Here is a 20,397-nt window from a genome sequence, read left to right on the forward strand (position 1 = left end):
TTGAGTATCAATTGAAAGCTAAAAATGGCATTCACCTTATTATTTTTATAGCCTAACCTAGATGCTCACGATAAGTTGTACGTCTACTGTTACTTAACTGCTGAAGTATCGTTAAGCGCTATTCCTGAATTTGTAAGGCAGCGACAGCAGGTAACAACTTACCTTCTACGAATTCTAAGAATGCGCCGCCGCCTGTTGACATATAGCTGACACCATCAGCCACTTGATATTTATCAATCGCCGCTAAGGTATCGCCGCCACCAGCAATCGAGAAACCTTGGCTGTCTTTAACAGCATTTGCTACGATTTGGGTGCCCTGACCGAAAGCGTCAACTTCAAAAACGCCGACCGGACCATTCCATAAGATGGTTTTTGCCTTGATGATAGCATCAGCCAATTGCTTAGCACTTGCCGGCGCAATGTCTAAGATCATGTCATTATCGCCAATCGCATCGACAGACTTGATAGTTGCAGTAGCTTGTTGTAATGAGCCGGTAAAGTCATCAAAGTTGATGTCATTTTTATCAGCAACGACCACATACTCAGGTAATAAAATCTCAGTTTTACTCATGATGTCACGAGCAGTGTCCACCAAGTCCGCCTCATATAAAGAAGCGCCAACGCTATGACCTTGCGCTGCTAGGAAAGTGTTGGCAATACCGCCACCAACGATAATCTGCGAGCAGACTTCAGCCAAGCTATGCAGTACTTCAAGTTTGGTCGATACTTTCGAGCCACCAACGATTGCTAGCATCGGCTGTGCAGGCGTTTCAAGCGCTAAACTCAACGCATCAAGCTCTGCTGCCAGTAAAGGTCCGGCACAAGCTACTTTGCCTGCTTGGTGCATGGCTTGGGTCACGCCTTCTGTCGATGCTTGCGCACGGTGGGCAGTGCCAAAGGCATCCATGACAAATACGTCGCACAACTCAGCGTATTTCTGCGCCAAATCGGCATCGTTTTTCTTCTCGCCTTTATTAAAGCGCACGTTTTCTAGTAATACGACTTCGCCGGCGTTGATTGTCACGCCTGCAGTCAAATAGTCAGTATTTAAGCTTACTGGCTTTGATAGTTGTGCGGCTAATTTATCGCTTAGATACTCAGCGACCGGTGCGAGCGAATATATGGCTTCAGGGCTGCCTTCAGTCGGACGACCAAGGTGTGAGCAGACAATCACCGCCGCGCCTTTTTCTAGCGCCATTTTAATGGTAGGCAAACTGGCTTGCAGGCGAGCGTCACTGCTGACTTTACCGTCTTTAATAGGCACATTTAAGTCTTCACGAATCAATACCACTTTATCGGTTAAGCTCAGCTCACTCATACGCAAAAAATTCATTACCTGCTCCTATGTATCATCTATGGTTAATCTGCCGTGTGGCTTTTTATTAATGTCTGAATAATATTGTTCAAATTATCTAATGGGTTGGTCTTTGGCTGATGTTGCTTATGGTTTTATAAAGACAACCCAACAAGAATTTGCGGCGGTGTATTCTAGCAGTTTTCTAGCAGATGCTCATAAAGAACCTGCATAAATTTCGCCCAGTAAGCTTAGACAATAAAAAAATGGGCGAAATTTCAATAAAAATCAGTAACATTTCGTGGTGGTACTCAATCGTTAGGCTATTTATGATAAAGCGGTTAGTGATAATAAACTGCTAGTAATAATAAATGACCCCAACAATAAAAATAACCCATTAGGAGAACCCAATGAGTATCGACCTTAAAACGGCTAAACAAGAACTATTAAAACTCAAAGAAGAGTATGAGACTCGTATCAATAAAATCGAGGACCATATCCAAAACCCACAAGATGACCTCAATGAACATTGGGAAGATCAAGCCATCTCTTACCGTCAAAACGACATGCGCACAAACTTAATGGGCGAGGCACGTCAAAGTTTAGTCTATGTTGAAAACGCCCTAAGCCGTATTGAAAACGGCACTTACGGTGAATGTGAAGTCTGCGGTGAAAGAATTGAAGAACAACGCTTAAAAGCATTACCTTACGCAACTCTTTGTATGGAACACGCTAAATAACCCTAAATCGCTACTATCAAACTAACTTTTTATCCAGCAGGCGTACGCCAAGTATCGAGCGCCTGCTGCCATTGCCGACAGCGCGCCGCGATTTGCTGCACGGGCAAGTCCATAATATCCCCAACGACTGCCACATAAGCAATCGGCAAACCTGCCAGCTCAACGATATTTTCTGCGCTTAAGCCTCCAATCACACATATATCAATCCCTTGCTGGCAGCCATCAATAAGCTCTTGGCGTGAGATAATATTGGCGTTGGGCTTGGTGTTTGAGGCAAAAACCGCCCCCATCGCCGCATAGCTTGCGCCCTCTTTTTTGGCTTCTTTGACCAGTTCTATATCACCATGACAAGTACGACCAATAATCTGTTTGGGCGCTAGTTGACGTTTGGCATCGTTAATATCGCCATCTTGCTGACCTAAATGCACCCCAACACCAAGTTTTTCGGCAAGCTCAATGTCATCATTAATGACCACTGGAACATGATAAGTTTTTGCCAAACGGACTATTTGCAGCGCTTCATCATAGAGTTTTGTGGCGCCATCAGGCAGCTGTAAAGTCTTTTTACGGCGGATTTGCAATAGCGCTATCAACCCTGTCACGAATGCTGCTTCTAGTTTGGCATATAAAACTGCAAACTCATCATCATTGGTGAGTAAGTATAGTTTGGGAGCTCGCGTAACAGCCGATGCTTGAGTCATATGATTTTTCCTAAAAGACGCCCTAAATTCAACACAATAAAAAGGCTGTTATATCGCATAACAGCCTTTTTTATAGATACTAAAACAGCAAGCTTACACCGTACGGCGAGTCGCCAAGCTGTTTAGAATGTTTTTAGCATCGCCCCAACGCGTCGCTGAGCTGTTCGCGCCTAAAATCACAATAATTGCAGGGCGATTATTAACGCGAGTTTCCATCACCACACAACGACCAGCTTCATTGATAAAGCCTGTTTTTGAGATACCAATCGGATAGCTACCATCACGCACTAAGCTGCTGGTGTTATTGGCTTTATAAGTACGGTTGCCGCTTGAAAAGTTAGAGACATAGAAGTCGTAGCTTTTGGTGGTAGAGAAACGACGAATGACATCGTAATTACCAGCAGCACGCACCATTTTTACCAAATCATTTGACGAAGCAACGTTACGCTTATCAAGACCGGTTGGATCACCGAAGAAAGCAGTAGTCATACCCAAGTCTTGTGCTTTGCGATTCATAGCACGGATAAAGGCACTATAACCGCCTGGATAATTACGCGCTAGACTTTTTGCCGCAGGATTTTCTGATTTCATTAATGCCATCAGTAACATCTCAGCACGGTTTAAACGGTCGCCCGACTTAAGGTTTGAGCTGGCGCGTTTAGGACCGACGAAATCTTCTGGGTCAAGGGTAAGCTCTTCACGCATGTCGAGACCGGCATCTAAAACCACCATCGCCGTCATGACTTTGGTGATACTGGCCATTGGACGGGCAATATCAGCGTCTTTTTCGTAGATAGATTCGCCCGTTTCAGCATCGATGACCGCAACACTGCGCGAATCGGTGCTGATTGGAATCATACTACTGCTACCAAAGCTGCCACGATAGGTGGTGTTATAGCTGTTGGCATTAGTCGTATTGCTAAAGCTGTTATTACTATTACCAAACGTGCGGGTATTGGTAATGTTGGTGGTACCGTGACCGTTATCTACTTTTTTAATCGCCGAGCCGCTATTACTATTATTGGCTTTATACATGATGCTGCGAGCTTCAGACAGGCTATCGGCACCGCCCCAGCTCACACGAGCGCTAGACTCTGAGCTAGAACCACCATTAATTGTAAGTGCGGCTTGTGCAACACTGCCCAAACTCAATGAAATCAGAGCAGCGATTAATTGCTGTTTGGTTAATGGTAGTTGCTTCATTATGCCTCCTGCTGCCGCGCTGCCATTAGTTAGAGAGTCAGTTACATACTCACTAACAGCAACCACGTACGTAGCGTTTATGGATGTGTTTGTAGATACTCACATAGAGTTTTTGTATTTTTAGTGTATCATGGTTTGCATTTAAGTTTAATCTACTAAATCAATTAGATGTCATTTTTTAGCCACATTCAAACTTTACTACATTTACTTTATATTACAGCAATATTTATTAACACTGGCGCAATATAGCCTTACATTTAAGCTTATAACCTCTTAATTGCAAAGTTAATATTAAACTATGACGCATAATATCAGTGTCTTTGTTAATTGATATACTTACAGTAGCGAATTTTTAGAGTATTGCAATAAATCAATACAATAAATTAATTCAATAAAGCACCCAAAGTAAGACACGCTAAGCAGCTTAACATTAGCAGTGCGCCCTTTATTCTGACAGATAGAAAAGAGTATAACTATGATTCGAGTATTAGTAGTAGATGATCATGATTTGGTGCGGATGGGCATTAGCCGTATGTTGGCAGATAGTGCCGATATCGAAGTCGTCGGCGAGGCAGATAGCGGCGATATGGCGATTAAAATGGCGAAACAGCTGCGCCCTGATGTAATATTGCTGGATGTCAATATGCCCAATATTGGCGGTCTTGAAGCAACCAAACGCTTGGTTCAGTTAGATATGGGCATCAAAATATTGGCCGTCAGCAGTATGTCAGCGCAGCCTTATCCTTCGATGCTCATCAAAGCGGGCGTTAATGGTTATATTACCAAAGGTACACCACTTGATGAGATGATACGTGCGGTCAAAAAAATCTATCAAGGTGGGCGCTATTTTAGCCAAGACGTCGCCGAGCAATTGGCAGACGTACTTTTATCTGATAACGCCAGCTCGCCTTTTGACTTATTAAGTGACCGCGAAAAACAAGTCGCTATGATGGTAGTCAACTGCCAAAGCCCGCAGCAAATCGCTGATCAGTTGTTTGTCAGTGTAAAAACTATCAACACTTATCGCTATCGTATTTATGAAAAAGTCGGCGTCGATAGCGATGTGAAATTGACCCATCTAGCCATTCGTCATGGTCTTATTCAACCGTAAGTTACTAAGCATAAGCTACTAAGTTTAGTAAGTACCTCTCCTTCTATCACGCTCAACTTAAAAGGCTTTAGAGCCAGTGAAAACTTTAAAGCCTATGAAACCTTCAAAGCCTGTGCCATCGTCAAAGTCTAAGCAACATGGGCAACATGAGCAGCATAAGAAATCTGCTCCTAGCGTTATAACCGCTATCACGGATTATTTGCAGCGCGACGATACCTTGCCGTTGCCGCAGCTACGCAGGTTGGGTTTGATCTATAGCAGCTATCGCTTTATTCTCAGCCTATTTTCTATGCTGATGGTTTATATCACAGCTCGCTCTAGCGATGGCTCATCATTACCAAGCTTTTTGCAGCAAACCGCGCTCAGCTTTTATGTCCTGCTGAGCCTGATTTTGCTCGGTTTATTTTATGTGGTGACCAAGCATCTACGGCGACAGCTGGCTTTTGGTTTAGTAGTAGACGTCATCATTTTAAGCTTATTACTTTATACCGCTGGCGCGCCCGATTTGCAGTTGACCATGCTATATATGGTTGTGGTCGCCGCCAGCTTTATGCTTTTACATAGCTCGCAAGCGCTTATCATTACCTTGCTTGCGATTATCTTTGTTATCTATCAGCAGTTTTTTTATGCCATTGCCAACAGTATGAGTTTGGCAAATTTGGGTGATGCGCTACTGATGTCAGCCAGTTTTTTGGCAGTTGGTGGTTTAAGTTGGTCAATCTCACAGCGTTTGGTCCAGCTTGAAAAGGTAGCGGCAAGCCACGCAAAAGAAGTCGAACGCTTAAATGTTATTAATCAAGAAGTCATCACGCAAATGGTCAATGGCGTTATCGTCATCGACTCTAAGCATGTTGTGTTGGCAAACCTTGCCGCCCATCAGCTGCTCAGCATTCCAAACCCTTCCCCACTAGCGGCGACAGAAGCGGTCGATATCAGTCAGATGCTAAAAACCCCAAGCGAAACAGCGAAACAGCGAAAAAAGTCTCATACTATAATGATAACCAACCCGTATCTCATTTTCAGCAGCAGCTGCGCGCACAACATCTGCAACTACTCGAAGCCTGCTTATCGGTAGAGGCTGGGCAATCTCGCACTTTTATTTATGAGTTACCAGCCGTGGCCAATGCTTCAGTCGTCGGAAAGCTGCGTGTCGAGATTATCCCCTTAAAAGATGACAGCAAGCTAATCATATTAGAAGATTTACGCCGTGAACAAGCCAGCGCGCAGCAATTAAAATTGGCCTCTTTAGGATAGCTGACCGCTAGTATTGCCCATGAAATAAGAAATCCTTTAGCAGCAATCTCCCAAGCCAGCCAATTATTAATAGAAGATATCAAAGAAAGTCAGACAGCAGATAACGACACAAGCGCTAATGAAAAAATGGCTGGCAACCACGAGCTTTATAAAATGATATTTACGCAGACCAAGCGCGTCAATCGTATTATTGAAGATGTCTTAAAGCTGTCTCGTCAGCAGATTGCCAACCAGCAAATGATTGTCCTTGCGGATTGGATGCCAACATTTTTAGACAATTACTTTCAAGGTCACGATGTTTTTTTACGCAGCCATACGCAGCCGACAATCTCATTTGACACGCACCAGTTAGAACAAATTCTTATCAATTTAATTAACAATGGTTTACGTCATAGCAGCTATGCTAACCCTCATGCCATTGTGGAAATCGAGATTTATTGTGCTGATAACGATGTTATAATTGATGTGTTGGATGATGGTACAGGCGTTAGTGATGTAGATTTAACCCATTTGTTTAATCCATTTTTTACCACCGATAAAGCTGGCACAGGTTTGGGATTATACTTATCGCAAGCATTTTGTGAGGCCAACCATGCACGCCTGCTTTATATTCCAGAACATAAAAAAACCTGCTTCCGTTTGATTGCCCCTGCCATCCAGCATGACGTCAATGAAAGTACAGATGAAAGCATATAGGAAGCGTTTGCCTAATAATTGAAAACCTATAAATGTTTTATAAACGCTACTATTTATGCACTATAAACCTTGATACTTATGCACTATAAACTTTGATACGATGATTTTTTAATACCTTTTTGACACCCTTGTAGTACTTGAAGACAATGAAGTACTTGAAAACAATGAGATGATGTATGACCACAACCGCGCTAGTCGTTGATGACGAAGTAGATTTATGCCGCTTGATACAAATCACGTTGACCAAGATGGGCATCAAAAGTGATGTGGCCTATACTTTGTCGCAAGCCAAAGCTTATTGGCAAGAAAATGACTATGATTTTTGTCTAACCGATTTAAAATTACCTGACGGTTCAGGATTAGAGTTGGTTAAGCATATTAGCGGTAGCTCAACGACGCCGATTGCAGTGATTACGGCACACGGCAGTATGGATTTGGCGATTGAAGCGTTAAAGCTAGGCGCTTTTGATTTCGTGAATAAACCGCTTGAGCTGCCCCGCCTGCGTCAATTGGTTTAAAGCGCCCTTAAGGTTGTTCATCAAGATAATGTGTCCAAGTCAACGCCTGAGCGTTCACCTGAGCAGCAAATGCTCGATAGCCGTTTGATTGGCGACTCTGCTGTCATGCATCCGCTAAAAAACACCATTTTAAAATTTGCACGCTCACAAGCGCCGGTTTTTTTATCAGGGGCTTCAGGTACAGGAAAAGAAGTGGTGGCGCGCTTGATTCATGACTTAAGCCCGCGCCGCGATGGCAGCTTTGTGCCGGTCAACTGCGGGACAATACCGTCAGAGCTGATGGAGTCGGAGTTTTTTGGTCATAAAAAAGGCAGCTTTACCGGCGCTGTTGCCGATAAACAAGGACTGTTTCAACAAGCCAATGGCGGCACCTTATTTTTAGATGAGGTCGCCGACTTGCCACTAGCGATACAAGTTAAATTACTACGGGCTATTCAAGAGAAAACCGTGCGCGCAATCGGTGATACCAAAGAAGTACCGGTCGATATTCGTATTTTATCGGCGACCCATAAGGATTTAAATCAGCTGGTACAAGCGGGCAATTTTCGCCAAGATTTGTATTATCGTATTAATGTGATTGAGCTTAAACTGCCAACGCTCAACGCGCGGCGTGATGATATCCCTGTATTGGCTAAGCACTTTTTGGTACTCATCGCCGATGAATGGCAATTAGAATCGCCGCCAACACTGACTGACGCTGCTTGCGCGCGCCTGCAACATCATGACTTTGCTGGTAACGTTCGTGAGTTGCGTAACGTCCTTGAGCGCGCGGTAACCTTGGCAGAAACGTCGACTATCGATGCCAGTCATCTAGGGCATGTCATCAATTAAGCCAAATGACACAAGAAACCAGATGAATCGCACTGAGGAAATGACTGGCTAACTTGTCATAGCGAGTAGCAATCGCACGGTACTGCTTAATCTTGGCAAAGAAGTTCTCAATTAAATGTCGTGCTTGATAGAGCGCTTTATCGAAGTCTCTTTGCTGCAGCCGATGACACTTGGATGGTATGACTGCATGGCCTTGTACTGCTTTAATCGGTTCAATGACGCGGGCATCAGCATCGTAAGCCTTATCGGCAAGCCAGGTTTGGCTAATACTGACATCTAATAGCTCATCTGAGCCACACAGGTCATGCGCTGCGCCACCTGTTAGATAAAAGCCTGTAGGATTGCCTAGCGCATCTGTACGAGTATGTATTTTAGTGGTCAGTCCACCTTTGCTGCGGCTGATGGCTTGATCCCTTTTTTTCCAGCGCTATGCTGATGGGCTTTAACAATAGTGGCATCTAGCATGGCATATTCATCATCGGATTGTTCAGACAACTGATTAAACACTCGCTCCCATACGCCTTTTTTTGACCAACGGCTAAAACGAGTATGAATCACTCTAAAGTCGCCAAAGCGTTCAGGTAGGTCGCGCCAAGGTATGCCGGTTTTATAGCGGTACAGTACTGCTTCTATGAATAATCGATTATCTTTTGCAGTAACACCAACGTCACTTGGTTGACCTGGAAGGATGTCTTTAATTCTCTCCCATTGGTCATCTCGTAGGGCATGTCGTCTTGTCATAATACTTGAGCTCAGTTTGCTATATATAAAATTAGTATAGCTTATTCTAAAATAACTGTTCTATTTGATGACACGCCCTAGGTCTACCTGATATTAATAGCCACCAAGAAAGGATAACCTCTGCCTGTCAAAATATCAGTACCAATAAAGCAAGCATCTCGAACGCTTCTCTTTCAAATAAAAGTGAAAGCTCGGTAGCTGACTCAATACAAGATAATGCCATAAAAAGTAAGGTAGAAACAGACAGCACGCAACAAGCAAAAGCGAATATACATCCTTATCGAACCACCACTCAGCATTATCCTTCCATGAATACAAGCCCAGCGAGTACGCGCTCAGCAGAAAATGCCGAAAAAACTGCTGATAACTCAGTAGGTAGCAACTTAGATGCGTCAATAAACAGTCAAGCTGATAAGCAAAACATTATAAGTAAGTCCATGCATAAAGAAGATATTGCCGCTGGTCAATTACCTGCCCAAGGCTTAGAGCATTATCTACAAGAACAAGAAAGACGGCTGATCATTACAGCGCTTAAGCAAACCAACTGGAATAAGACCCAAGCTGCCGAACTATTGGGTACGACCTTTCGCTCTTTACGCTATCGCATGACCAAGCTAGAGATTGCCGAAGATCAATCTGAATCATAAATAATAGCGACTGTTCAAGCTATGCCTTGATTTAAACTCTACTTAAATTAACGTTTGTCTTTAGCAGTCGGTTTATCAATCACATGATCGATAACAGTATTGTTTTGAGTGACTTTCTTTTTAATCGCTTCGTCTTTAATAGACTTATCTTGCTTAGCACCGCTGTCTGCCTGTGCCTTACGTACAAAGCGAATACCCGAAGGCAGTGCTTGCTGTCTGAGTAAATCAAGCGCCTGTTGCTCCCATGTGCTCTCATTACCCAACAACGTCACATCAGGCTCTACCCCAACCCCATCTATCTTTTTACCCAATGCGGTCATATAGTTGGCAACCGTCAGCTTGACCGCCTGCTCATCATTGAGCGGGATAACGGACTGTACTGAGCCTTTTCCATAACTGACCTCGCCCAAAATTGTGGCGCGCTTCTGCGCTTGCAAACTGCTGGCTAATACCTCGGCGGCAGATGCTGAATAACGGTTTTGCAAAACCACGACGGGCAACGCTTCTAATAACGCTGCGCCTTGCGTCGATAGCGTGCGCGAGTCACTTTGGCGACCTTTCACTTGTACCACATCGGTATCGCTCATAAACAAGCTAGCAACGCTTACGGCTGACGCCAATACGCCGCCGGGATTATCGCGCATATCTAATAATACTCCGGTGACGGGCGCATCTAAATCAATCAAACTTTGTAGTAATTTCTCACGGCTGTTGTTTTGAAAGGCGGGCAATCTAATAATCGCCATACCATCAACAAATCGAGTTTCAATAATCTGCGGATGATTGTTATTACGCTGTAAAGTCGTGGTATGTTTACGGCGACCTGCTTTTGACGTTACTACATCTATTTGCGTGCCGGCAATCCCTGTCAAGAGTTGCTCGATATCATTACTTTCTTCCTCTTCACCAAGCTTAAACTCATCGACTTGATGTAAATAATCGCCAACAGCAATGCCCTTTTTATCAGCAGGTGAACCATCAATCACCTCCGTAATCACCCAATAACCTTCTTTTGGGTGATATTGCACTTTGATACCGATATCACCGACATCTCCTTCGGTAAAAGCGCGCAAATTCTCATACGCCTCTGCATCTAAAAACTCAGCATGACTATCAAGCTTGGTCAACATACCACTCATGGCATTGTTAAATAACTCTTCATCCTTTACCGCGTCAACATATTCACGGCGTACCAAATCAACGACAGCAACAAAGGTTTTTAGAGTTTCAGGCGAAATGGCATTTAATGACACCTGTGCCACTTCATTTGGAATATCAGTATTAATGGCATCTGAGCCATTATCCAATGCACTCTCATCAGCGACAGCATCTATTGAGTCATCGACTTGATCGGCTGATTCGAGCATATCTGCAATATCTGAAAAATCGTCCGCACCGTTGTCCAATGGCACATCATCGGCATTAAGACTGATTAATTGCAAACTTGAAGTAGGGTTTTTATTATTATTGATTTTACCGTTGTTATTAATAGCCGCTTGGGCAGACATGGTCACAACGCCTAAACCCAGTAAGCTTGTAAGAATAGCTGGCTTTAATACCTGCGAGCTAATAGATTTAAAGCCAAAAGATTGAGAATTCATAAACCGAGCGCTCATAAATAGTGTCAGCATTGGGTTTTCCAATCTCTTAAACATCAATAAGGATAAAGAGCTAGTAGGAAGCATAAAAGAAACCCCTTAAAAAAGTTGGCTTGGTTATTTTGGTTTGGTTATTATTGTTATAATTTTGTTAGACGAATCAAATCATTATATGGTTATTTATGATTGTAGGGTGATGAATAAATTATAGAGTTATTAATCAACAATGTCCGATGAACTACCCCCTACCTTAGAAGTAGAGATTTCTTAGGTAACGCTCTTACTTGACACGATATTCTGTATCAGCGGTTAAGCGAATCAACTAAGCTAACCCTGTCGCACCGACAGTTTTTGATTGTTTAGCCAGTATCAATCCTTGATGTAAGATATTGATACTGGCATTGATATCGCGGTCATTTTGCTGCAAGCAACTTGGACAATTCCACATTCTAACCGACAGCGGTAATTCAGCTTTAGTCAGTAGATGGTTGCAGTTTGAGCAAGTCTTAGACGATGGAAACCATCGGTCTATTTTGACAAGCGTTTTGCCGTACCAGTCTGCTTTATAGGCAAGCATGGTGGTAAATGACGACCATGAGCTGTCACTGATTGCTTTTGCAAGTTTGTGATTCTTAACCATACCCTTGACGTTCAAGTCCTCAATAGCAATAACATCGTGGTTTTTGATGAGATTGAATGAGAGTTTATGTAGAAAGTCTTTGCGAGTATTGGTTATTTTCTCATAGACCTTGGCGACTTTTATTTTTTGCTTTTGATAGTTGCGGCTCTCTGACAACTTGCGTTGATCCGCTTTAGCAACGGCTCTGCGTTTGACTAAAATTTTTTGCTCACGCGCAAGCTTGTCTTGCAGCTTCGATAGAAACTTAGGATTAGCAACTTTCCTGCCGTCTGATAAGACGATAAAGTCTGTCAATCCTAAGTCAATGCCGATGTTAGAGTGGGTTTTTGGTAATTCATTAACGATGGTTTCAACCAGTAAGCTGACAAAATATTTACCTGATGGGGTATGGCTGATGGTGGCGCTCTTAATTAAGCCGTTTATTTTATCGGGGAACTTGGCGTTGATATGACCAACCTTAGGCAGCTTGACAGTGCTATCTGTGATCGCCACTGTACCCTTTTGGTTGTTGGTGGTGTAACTGTCTTTAAACCCTTTTTTCTTGAACTTAGGGAATCGGGCGCCTTGCTTGAAAAACTTATTATAAGCAGCTCTTAGGTTTTGCTGCACATTAGCCAATGCCAAGCTATCGACTTCTTTTAGCCATTCAAATTCTTTCTTATACTGAGCAGGAGTGTTTTTAAGCTCGGTCTGATGTTCGTTGTAATGATCAATCTTGTCACTAAGCATCCTATTCCAAATAAAGCGTGTGCAGCCGAATGATTTAGCGAAGAATATTTGCTGTTCTTCATTAGGGTACAGCCTGACTTTATGGGCTTTTAGGATTTGCTTTGGCATGAAATACTTATTGTTAGTTGGTGTTATATTTATTATTAATTATACTACAGGTAGAGGTTATTATAACCAACAACGCATTCATCTCACCACCTTAGAGGTGGGAGAACTCTGCGCTAAGATGTTAAAATAACACCAAGCGGCTATCTTAAACTAGGATAGTATTGCAAATAATTTAGGCAAAATGTATCAGGCAAGATGCATCAAAAACAAAGCAGCAGAAAATATCTAAAAAAGCACATAAAAAGAGGGAAGGATAATAAATATCCTTCCCTCTTTTAAAATGCTCAGCCGTATTAATAAGCTGTTAAAGCCTTACCATTAAGCATTAGCCTTAAACATTAATACTACGTAGCCGTATTATGATGCTGGAACCAATAAATTTTCACCGGTCATCTCATCTGGCTGCTCAATATTCATCAACGCCAAAATAGTTGGTGCAATATCACTCAGCTTACCGCCACTACGTACTGTTACTGACTGCTCGCCAATATAAATCAATGGCACGTGCTCAGTAGTATGCTGCGTATGTACCTGCCCGCTTTCATAATCTTGCATCTGCTCACAGTTACCATGGTCAGCCGTGATAAGCATATTACCGCCAGCTGCTCGTACCGCGGTCTCTACGCGACCAATACAGACATCTAACGCCTCTACCGCTTTAACCGCCGCATCAAAGATACCTGTATGCCCAACCATATCGCCATTGGCATAGTTGACTACTAATACATCATATTTACCAGACTCAATGGCAGCCACCAATTCATCCGTCACCTCAGGGGCGCTCATTTCTGGCTTTAAATCATAAGTGGCAACATCGGGAGATGGCACTAAAATCCGCGTCTCGCCTTTATACTCTTCTTCACGGCCGCCACTAAAGAAAAACGTCACATGCGCATACTTTTCAGTTTCAGCGATACGTAACTGGGTTTTACCTTTATTCTGCAAATACTCGCCAAGCGTATTGGTCAATGACGTTGGATAATAAGCAATGCTGGTTTTTGGATTGGCTGCTAAAACGTCAGAGTATTTCGTCAACATCACAAAAGCGGCAAGCCTTGGTTGCTTATGACGGGCAAAGCCTGAAAACTCATGATCTGGTAGCACGAATGCTTGCGCAAGCTCACGGGCACGGTCAGCGCGGAAGTTCATAAAGATAAGCGCATCATTATCATCGACGGTATATGGCACTTCATCGCGACCAATGACAATGGTTGGATTGATAAACTCATCAGTTTCACGTGCTTTGTACGCCGCTTGTACCGCGCCATCTGCACGCGTTGCTAAGCGATCGGCTTTACCTTCGGTGATAAGCTCATAGGCTTTTTGCACGCGATCCCAACGATTGTCACGATCCATCGCATAGTAGCGCCCGATGATACTGGCAATCTGGACGCGACCACCTTCGTAATGGGCATTGAGTTTCCCAATATGCTCCCGTAAGCGATTGATATACTTATCAGCAGATTTTGGCGGCGTATCACGACCGTCTAGAAAACAATGGACAAAGACATTTTTGGCACCGTGTACCAACGCTGAATGGCACATTGCTTCGATATGGTCTTGATGCGAGTGGACGCCGCCATCTGACAACAGTCCCATAATATGCACGTTACCGCCAAGCTCGTTTGCTGCTTTCACCGCATTGACCAAGGCTTCGTTTTTATAAAACTCACGATTGGCCACTTCACTTGAGATACGGGTTGAGTCTTGATACAGCACACGGCCCGCGCCCAAATTCATATGCCCAACTTCTGAGTTACCAAACTGTCCGTCTGGCAGACCGACATCTTCTCCGGAAGCCGATATCAATCCATGCGGATATTGCTGGTAAATCTTATCCAAGTTTGGCATATCGGCGGCAGCAATCGCATTATCCTTGTCGTCTTCACGATGCCCAAAACCATCTAATATCATTAAGACATGCGGCACTTTTTTATTTTGCTCGCTATCCTGCTTATTATTGAGCTGGGCCTGACTATCGTCGATGAATTCTGATTGTTGCTGGTTATGGGTCATGGATTACCGCTCCTCAAGTGAATGAACGCCTATAATGCTATATTAGGATGTTTAAAGCCCTCTATATTACCACACATCTCCAAATAGCTGAAAAAACGCCCCTTTAAGCCCGTAATTAAAGTTTTGAGCGCTTTTATTGGCTAAAAAAGACGCTTAAAACTCGACAACAATAATGCTAAGATCTAAACCTACGTAGTAATCTGTAAATCATACTTGCAATCACTCAAACCATTGGTTAAGATAATTATATTCTGAAGTGTTGGCTAGTAGATGTTTATTCCCTGAGCCGATAATGCTTTACCAGGATGTGGTACCTATTGCTTCATTGTGTATGCCTGCACCGCTTGCGGTGTCTCAGGAAACCTGCAGAGGCAGTGACGCATCCGCCCTGAACTTCACGGTTCATGGGTCACCATCTTGCGGCGGCACTTCGGTTGTTTCATTCAGTTATTAACTATTTTGTTTATAAATATTACCTTTATAAAAAATAGTTTTAACGCTCAAAAAGCCCCTTTTGTCATTGACGAAAGGGGCTTTTTTTATGTCTGCTTATCTACCTACTTATTAATAAATGAACTATTCATCATTGGCAGATTTGGTGATTTTTTTCACATCTTTCGGAATGGTTTTTGCCGTACCATCAACGGTGGTATGCTGTTTAAACACATCGCCGAATGGGTTTTGCTGTTGCTGACCAAATGGGTTTTGGTTATTCATACCACCTGCACCGCCAAATGGGTTTTGACCACCCATGCCGCCAGCACCACCGAACGGATTTTGTCCGCCGCCCATCTGTTTCGCCATCATCTCCATCATTTTTTGCTGATTGTTCATGACGTAGTTATTAGCAAAGTCTTTCAACTTTTTCTGCACTGGCGGCAATATTACCAATAACGCCAATAAATCACTCAGCACACCCGGAATCAGCAGCAAAATACCGGCAGCTGCCATGGCGACACTTTTAATCATGGTTGATTCTTGCGGACGCATCGCAGGATTCATCATACCGCCCGCTTTCATCTGCTGTGCCATTGGATTGAGTGCTGCCATCCCTTTACGCATCAGTGAGATACCGATGACGGCGGCGATGATAAACCACATAAACACCCACCAACCGCTCATAAATTGAGCAAGCAAATACCACAGTAGCATCTCGATAATAAACCAAACGATGGCAATACCAACTATCTGACCCATAAAGTGTCGTCCTATAAGATAAAATCTAAAAAATTGAGCGCCATGAAAATTAAAATGGCTAACATATGATGTATATGGGGATTGATTGCTATACTATCAAACTTAAGGCTGATTTTTAAGCCATAAAACAAAATGTAAGCAAGACGGAATACTATGGCAATTATTATCGGGATTGATCCGGGTTCGCGCATGACCGGTTATGGCATTGTTCAACAAACGGGCGATAAGCTGACATATATTGATGCCGGCACTATTCGTACGGATACCAAAGAGATGCCTGAGCGTCTTAAGCGTATTTTTAATGGCTTGACCCGTATTACCCAGCATCATCTAAAATATGCCGATGAGCCTATTTATACCGCTATCGAGCAAGTGTTTATGGCAGAAAACCCAGACTCAGCGCTGAAGCTTGGGCAAGCACGCGGTGCAGCGATTGCTGCCATGGTCGCTCTTGATTTAGAAGTATCCGAATATACCGCTCGCCAAATTAAACAAGCGGTTTGTGGTTATGGGGCAGCAGCAAAAGAGCAAGTCCAAGAAATGGTCTGCCGCATACTGTCTTTAGACGTGGTTCCGCAACAAGACGCCGCTGATGGTCTTGCCTGCGCCATTTGTCATGCGCACTCAAGCCATTCAATGAACAAATTAATTTTAAATAGTGCCATGCGTGGACGCGGTGCTTCTAAGAAAAAAGGGCGCTGGCGTTTGACAGAAGAAGACTTAGGCAATTTGCGTTAGTATTGGCGTTAAGATAAGAAGGCAAAAGATAATAGAACATAGCAAATAACCATAAAAAAACACGCGTCCAAACGGCGCGTGTTTTTTATTTAAACTATCTGACTATTTATTTATGCTATGTTTTTACTATGGCGGATGCGATTTAAAAAGAATGCAGTGCTGCTGAGATAAATTTTTCGAAGCCTCTAGAGTGCGAAGCGCACAGCAAGCTAGGAAAATTTATCTCAGCAGAACGTTATTTTGAACGTATCTCTTTTATATTGAACTGACTATATAGTATAAGCAACTAACCGAGTTACTCTGCTACCGCACTCTCAATCACCGCGTCCAACACATAAGCATATTCTTCGCCTTCTGTGCTTTCGTTACTATCTAACTCATAACGCTGGAGACGCAATACTTCGTCATGCATGCCGTCATGCTGATAGCCATCAATTTCACCAGTAAATGCTGACCATTCTCCTTCACTCACTTTAATACCTTGGTCATCATAAATGACGGGCTTCACTTGTAAACACATCTCTGAGCTATCATCAGCACACGCTACTTTCTTAGCATTTACCGCCCAAAATACGGTTTCACCTTTACTGTTATATTTGGCTTGTGAGGTAAGCTTACCTTGCCAAGTCAACGTAATCGCATTACTGGTCACTTGTGTAAGCACTGGGTTTTCACCTTCAGTCACACTCAGCTGACTGCTACCTTGCATCAAGGTATTTAAAAGATTCTCTGCTTTATTGAGATCTTCGCAGAGCATTTTGGTGCTCATGCTCTCTTCGATCGTTAGCGTCTGACCTTGCAACTGATACACAGCACTTATCGTGTTGCAACCTACACTATAGTTCAGCGTGTTTTGACCTTGATTTTGACTAAACAGCAGCATGACTTGCTCCTTAATATCCATAAGCGTCGTTATGACAGGTCCACCACTTTTGTCATCGATATCCATTAATGTCCAACGATAACGCGCTAAATCTTTAATTATCTCTTGCTCTGAAGTCAGTTTAGTATCACTACTTGTATCAGATGCCGCATCGGTGTTTAATGTGGCATCAGTTAATGTGCCCGCTTCAGTGTTGTCTGGTGCGTCACCGCCAGTAGGCGCAGCGTCTTTTTGACAAGCACCCAAGGCCAAACTTGCTGCTAAAATACTTGGCACTAAAGCAAACCTAGAAAATGAGCGGATAGAAGATAGCGTGGTAAAAGATGATGTCATGAGCGTCATACCTTGTGATTAAACTTTTTCATAATTCACTGTTGCCTATACAAGGAGTGATTATATCTATTTTTATGAACTACCCACTACCTTAGAAGTAGGGGTTTCTTAGGTAATACCCATACTTGATACAGTATTCTGTATCAGCGGTTAGGTAAATTGACTAAGCTAACTCCGTCGAACCGACGGTTTTGAGTGTGGCCAGTTTCAAACCTTCATTGAGAATGTTGATACTGGCGTTAATGTCCCGATCATTGGTTTGCAAACAACTAGGGCAATCCCATGATCGCAATGACAAGGGTAATTCAGCCTTGGTCAGTAAGTGGTTGCAGCCTGAGCAGGTTTTAGAGGATGGATACCATCGGTCTATTTTAACAAGCGTTTTGCCATACCATTGCGCTTTATAAGCAAGCATGGTGGTGAATGTTGACCATGAACTGTCTGAGATGGCTTTGGCGAGTTTATGGTTCTTAACCATACCCTTGATGTTTAAATCCTCTATGGCAATCACATCGTGGTTTTTGATGAGATTAAATGAGAGTTTGTGTAGAAAGTCAGTGCGGCTATTGGTTATTTGCTCATAAACTTTAGCGACTTTAAATTTTTGCTTTTGATAATTGCGACTGTCACTAAGTTTGCGATTAGCAACTTTGGCAACTGCTCTACGTTTGGCTAAAATCTTTTGCTCTCTTGCCAACTTGTGTTGCAGCTTCGATAAAAACTTAGGATTAGCTACTTTAGTGCCGTCCGATAAGACGATGAAGTCAGTTAATCCTAAATCAATACCGATGTTAGAGTGTGTTTTTGGTAGTGGTGTGGCAATGGTTTTAACCAATAAGCTGACATGGTATTTGCCTGATGGGGTTCTACTGATGGTAGCGCTCTTAATCAAACCGTTTATTTTATTCGGGAATTTAGCGGGGATATGGCCAATCTTAGGCAGTTTAACGGTGCTCTCTGTGATCGCCACTGTGCCCTTTTGGTTGTTGGTGGTGTAGCTATCGCGTTGCCCTTTTTTCTTGAACTTGGGGAAGCCTGTGCCGTTTTTAAAGAACGACTGATAGGCTTTTTGCAAATGACGTTCAACTTTAGACAATGCCAGGCTATCGACCTCTTGTAGCCACTCAAACTCTTTTTTATACTGAGCAGGGTAGTTTTTGAGGGTTGTTTTAGTTTCTTTATAGTGCTCAATCTTATCGCTAAGCATCTTATTCCAAATAAAGCGCACACAGCCGAATGACTTGGCAAAGAATACTTGCTGGACAATGGTCGGATATAGTCTGACTTTATAGGCTTTTAGGATTTGCTTTGGCATCGCTGCTTGTTGTTAATAAGTGGTATGATTATTAATTATAATACCATAGGTAGTAAGGACTGCTACCAATAACGCATTCATCCCGATACTTTAGAAGTAGGGGCTTTCTGCGCGGTTTTTGGCAAAGTGTTCATAATTTGACCACTATAGCGCCGATGATGGTAAGTTTTGTAACGAAGTGTGTAATCTTATATATCAATAGTAACTATTATCGTTTGATTTCTCATTTAAGCTGTGGATTAAAAAAGCCTCGGGCCGCTAACAATGATATTAGCGAACCAAGGCTATCGGCGTTATTTATTGCTAAGTTTGCTGTTAAATTTATAATACCATGCCGTTTTTACTCACTTTCGTGAGCAGGCTTGGCTTTTGCCATATTTTTAATACTAAAACGCTCGTTCATCATTTGATAAAACCGCGCCAGATTTTCGCCCTGTTCATTCGGGTTAACCTTGAGTATTTTGCCAAAGTCCAAACCTAAATACAGCACAATATCAGCAAAACTTAACTGATCACCAACTAAGTAATCGTGGCCATCTAATATATTTTCAAAATAGGGCAATGCTTTAACAGCGCGCGCGATAGACGGCGCGACAAATTCTGGCACTTGTTCAACCCGCTGCGCTTTAGATGGGTGACTGTGCTGAAACGCCAGCATAAAGTTATACAGCACCTCAAACTCAGCAATACGGCGCATAGAACATACTTGCGCCCGTTGTACCACATCATTACCCATCACTGAACGCTCGCCATAGACACGGTCGAGATATTCGCACACTGCCTGCGAATCATTGAGTATGGTGCCATCATCCAATTTTAATACTGGCACTGTCTGCATCGGATTCATCTTGGTAAACTCATCAGACATCTGCTCATTAGTAGCAAAATCTATATCGACCACATCGACATCATCCATATCGTCAACATCGATACCTTTTGACGCTAATAAAATCAGGGCTTTACGTGGATTGGGCGCAGTACGGGTAACGTATAGTTTTTTCATGGCAAACTCCTTGTAAGATGGTCTCAAAAGCGACTCAGCGCTGCTAGGCTTTATTATGATTATTGCAAATAGCGTTTGGATAAAATTATCAATGCACTATA

General features: G+C 42.9%; 19 protein-coding genes, 1 other RNA gene and 1 pseudogene. 10 read left to right on the top strand and 11 right to left on the bottom strand.

What is annotated here, in order from left to right:
* Positions 1-118 precede the first annotated feature (118 nt).
* Positions 119-1,333, bottom strand: coding sequence for a phosphoglycerate kinase (locus QJS82_RS08265; RefSeq protein WP_281490160.1), 1,215 nt, complete (start codon positions 1,331-1,333; stop codon positions 119-121).
* A gap of 371 nt (positions 1,334-1,704) precedes the next feature.
* Between QJS82_RS08265 and QJS82_RS08270 the strand changes: the two genes are divergently transcribed.
* Positions 1,705-2,034, top strand: coding sequence for a TraR/DksA family transcriptional regulator (locus QJS82_RS08270; RefSeq protein ID WP_281490161.1), 330 nt, complete (start codon positions 1,705-1,707; stop codon positions 2,032-2,034).
* Between the two features lie 29 nt (positions 2,035-2,063).
* On the opposite strand, the gene QJS82_RS08275 is transcribed toward QJS82_RS08270, so the two are convergent.
* Together QJS82_RS08275 and QJS82_RS08280 are read right to left on the bottom strand one after the other, a co-directional pair.
* A complete protein-coding gene (locus tag QJS82_RS08275; RefSeq protein ID WP_281490162.1) occupies positions 2,064-2,735 on the bottom strand; it encodes a thiamine phosphate synthase in 672 nt (223 codons plus the stop codon).
* Between the two features lie 93 nt (positions 2,736-2,828).
* The gene (locus QJS82_RS08280) at positions 2,829-3,938 is read right to left on the bottom strand and encodes a serine hydrolase (protein WP_281490163.1); all 1,110 of its coding nucleotides are present in this window, start codon (positions 3,936-3,938) and stop codon (positions 2,829-2,831) included.
* 475 nt (positions 3,939-4,413) lie between these two features.
* On the opposite strand from QJS82_RS08280, the gene QJS82_RS08285 reads away from it, so the two are divergent.
* From QJS82_RS08285 to QJS82_RS08310, 6 genes are all read left to right on the top strand, one after another.
* The gene (locus tag QJS82_RS08285; RefSeq protein WP_149488971.1) at positions 4,414-5,049 is read left to right on the top strand and encodes a response regulator; all 636 of its coding nucleotides are present in this window, start codon (positions 4,414-4,416) and stop codon (positions 5,047-5,049) included.
* Positions 5,050-5,125: 76 nt separating this feature from the next.
* Complete coding sequence (locus QJS82_RS08290) at positions 5,126-6,124, top strand: hypothetical protein (protein ID WP_281490164.1); 999 nt, start codon at positions 5,126-5,128, stop codon at positions 6,122-6,124.
* Between the two features lie 41 nt (positions 6,125-6,165).
* Complete coding sequence (locus QJS82_RS08295; protein WP_281490165.1) at positions 6,166-6,303, top strand: hypothetical protein; 138 nt, start codon at positions 6,166-6,168, stop codon at positions 6,301-6,303.
* 45 nt (positions 6,304-6,348) lie between these two features.
* A complete protein-coding gene (locus tag QJS82_RS08300; RefSeq protein ID WP_281491699.1) occupies positions 6,349-6,999 on the top strand; it encodes a sensor histidine kinase in 651 nt (216 codons plus the stop codon).
* A gap of 176 nt (positions 7,000-7,175) precedes the next feature.
* The gene (locus QJS82_RS08305; RefSeq protein ID WP_281490166.1) at positions 7,176-7,517 is read left to right on the top strand and encodes a response regulator; all 342 of its coding nucleotides are present in this window, start codon (positions 7,176-7,178) and stop codon (positions 7,515-7,517) included.
* Positions 7,518-7,547: 30 nt separating this feature from the next.
* Positions 7,548-8,348 carry a sigma-54 interaction domain-containing protein gene (locus QJS82_RS08310; RefSeq protein ID WP_281490167.1) on the top strand — a complete coding sequence of 267 codons (801 nt, stop codon included), beginning with the start codon at positions 7,548-7,550 and terminating at the stop codon, positions 8,346-8,348.
* On the opposite strand, the pseudogene QJS82_RS08315 reads toward QJS82_RS08310, so the two are convergent.
* A pseudogene (locus QJS82_RS08315) lies at positions 8,341-9,089 on the bottom strand (IS5 family transposase). The gene QJS82_RS08310 and the pseudogene QJS82_RS08315 overlap by 8 nt on opposite strands.
* Positions 9,090-9,397: 308 nt before the next feature.
* Here QJS82_RS08315 and QJS82_RS08320 point away from each other — a divergent pair.
* Complete coding sequence (locus QJS82_RS08320; RefSeq protein ID WP_281490168.1) at positions 9,398-9,736, top strand: helix-turn-helix domain-containing protein; 339 nt, start codon at positions 9,398-9,400, stop codon at positions 9,734-9,736.
* A 47-nt stretch (positions 9,737-9,783) separates the two neighbouring features.
* Here the strand turns inward: QJS82_RS08320 and QJS82_RS08325 are convergent, their stop codons facing one another.
* From QJS82_RS08325 to gpmI, 3 genes are all read right to left on the bottom strand, one after another.
* Positions 9,784-11,337, bottom strand: coding sequence for a S41 family peptidase (locus QJS82_RS08325; protein WP_281490169.1), 1,554 nt, complete (start codon positions 11,335-11,337; stop codon positions 9,784-9,786).
* 319 nt (positions 11,338-11,656) lie between these two features.
* Positions 11,657-12,811 (bottom strand): IS200/IS605 family element RNA-guided endonuclease TnpB, encoded by a 1,155-nt coding sequence (gene tnpB, locus QJS82_RS08330; protein ID WP_281490170.1) that lies wholly within the window; start codon positions 12,809-12,811, stop codon positions 11,657-11,659.
* Positions 12,812-13,168: 357 nt separating this feature from the next.
* Positions 13,169-14,827, bottom strand: a complete 1,659-nt coding sequence (gene gpmI, locus QJS82_RS08335) for a 2,3-bisphosphoglycerate-independent phosphoglycerate mutase (protein ID WP_201624929.1) — start codon at positions 14,825-14,827, stop codon at positions 13,169-13,171.
* A 245-nt stretch (positions 14,828-15,072) separates the two neighbouring features.
* Here gpmI and ssrS point away from each other — a divergent pair.
* Positions 15,073-15,268, top strand: a non-coding RNA gene (gene ssrS, locus QJS82_RS08340) — 6S RNA.
* A gap of 135 nt (positions 15,269-15,403) precedes the next feature.
* Here ssrS and QJS82_RS08345 read toward each other — a convergent pair.
* On the bottom strand, positions 15,404-16,024 hold the full coding sequence (locus QJS82_RS08345) for an FxsA family protein (protein WP_201562955.1): 621 nt from the start codon (positions 16,022-16,024) through the stop codon (positions 15,404-15,406).
* A 153-nt stretch (positions 16,025-16,177) separates the two neighbouring features.
* Between QJS82_RS08345 and ruvC the strand changes: the two genes are divergently transcribed.
* On the top strand, positions 16,178-16,762 hold the full coding sequence (gene ruvC, locus QJS82_RS08350; RefSeq protein WP_045446965.1) for a crossover junction endodeoxyribonuclease RuvC: 585 nt from the start codon (positions 16,178-16,180) through the stop codon (positions 16,760-16,762).
* A gap of 295 nt (positions 16,763-17,057) precedes the next feature.
* On the opposite strand, the gene QJS82_RS08355 is transcribed toward ruvC, so the two are convergent.
* The 3 genes from QJS82_RS08355 to QJS82_RS08365 all read right to left on the bottom strand — a co-directional run bounded on the left by QJS82_RS08355 (position 17,058) and on the right by QJS82_RS08365 (position 20,296).
* On the bottom strand, positions 17,058-17,978 hold the full coding sequence (locus tag QJS82_RS08355; protein WP_281490171.1) for an META domain-containing protein: 921 nt from the start codon (positions 17,976-17,978) through the stop codon (positions 17,058-17,060).
* Between the two features lie 163 nt (positions 17,979-18,141).
* Complete coding sequence (gene tnpB, locus QJS82_RS08360; RefSeq protein WP_281490172.1) at positions 18,142-19,293, bottom strand: IS200/IS605 family element RNA-guided endonuclease TnpB; 1,152 nt, start codon at positions 19,291-19,293, stop codon at positions 18,142-18,144.
* A gap of 340 nt (positions 19,294-19,633) precedes the next feature.
* Positions 19,634-20,296 carry a glutathione S-transferase family protein gene (locus QJS82_RS08365; protein ID WP_281490173.1) on the bottom strand — a complete coding sequence of 221 codons (663 nt, stop codon included), beginning with the start codon at positions 20,294-20,296 and terminating at the stop codon, positions 19,634-19,636.
* Positions 20,297-20,397: the final 101 nt, after the last annotated feature.

The sequence above is a fragment of the Psychrobacter maritimus genome (assembly GCF_029953575.1).
Lineage (GTDB): Bacteria > Pseudomonadota > Gammaproteobacteria > Pseudomonadales > Moraxellaceae > Psychrobacter > Psychrobacter maritimus.